Consider the following 238-nt stretch of genomic DNA (forward strand, 5'->3'; position numbering starts at 1 on the left):
CGACCGCAACGCGGGCTTCTCCTCCTGCGACCCCGGCCGCCTCTTCCTGCCCACGATCATGGACCCCGTCTACGGCTACCAGGTCACCAACGTCGAGGCGTCCATGTCCTCGCCGTCCTCCCTGCTGCACTGGACCCGGCGCATGATCGAGATCCGCAAGCAGAACCCCGCCTTCGGACTCGGCTCCTACACCGAACTGCCCTCCTCCAACCCCGCCGTCCTGGCCTTCCTGCGCGAA

1 pseudogene is annotated in these 238 nt (G+C 67.6%); it reads left to right on the forward strand.

Annotated elements, in window-relative coordinates:
• A pseudogene (locus tag IO29_RS31410) lies at positions 1-238 on the forward strand (trehalose synthase); the annotation flags it as partial.

Origin of the sequence: Streptomyces sp. NRRL F-6676, assembly GCF_000725625.1 — a bacterium.
GTDB lineage: Bacteria > Actinomycetota > Actinomycetes > Streptomycetales > Streptomycetaceae > Streptomyces.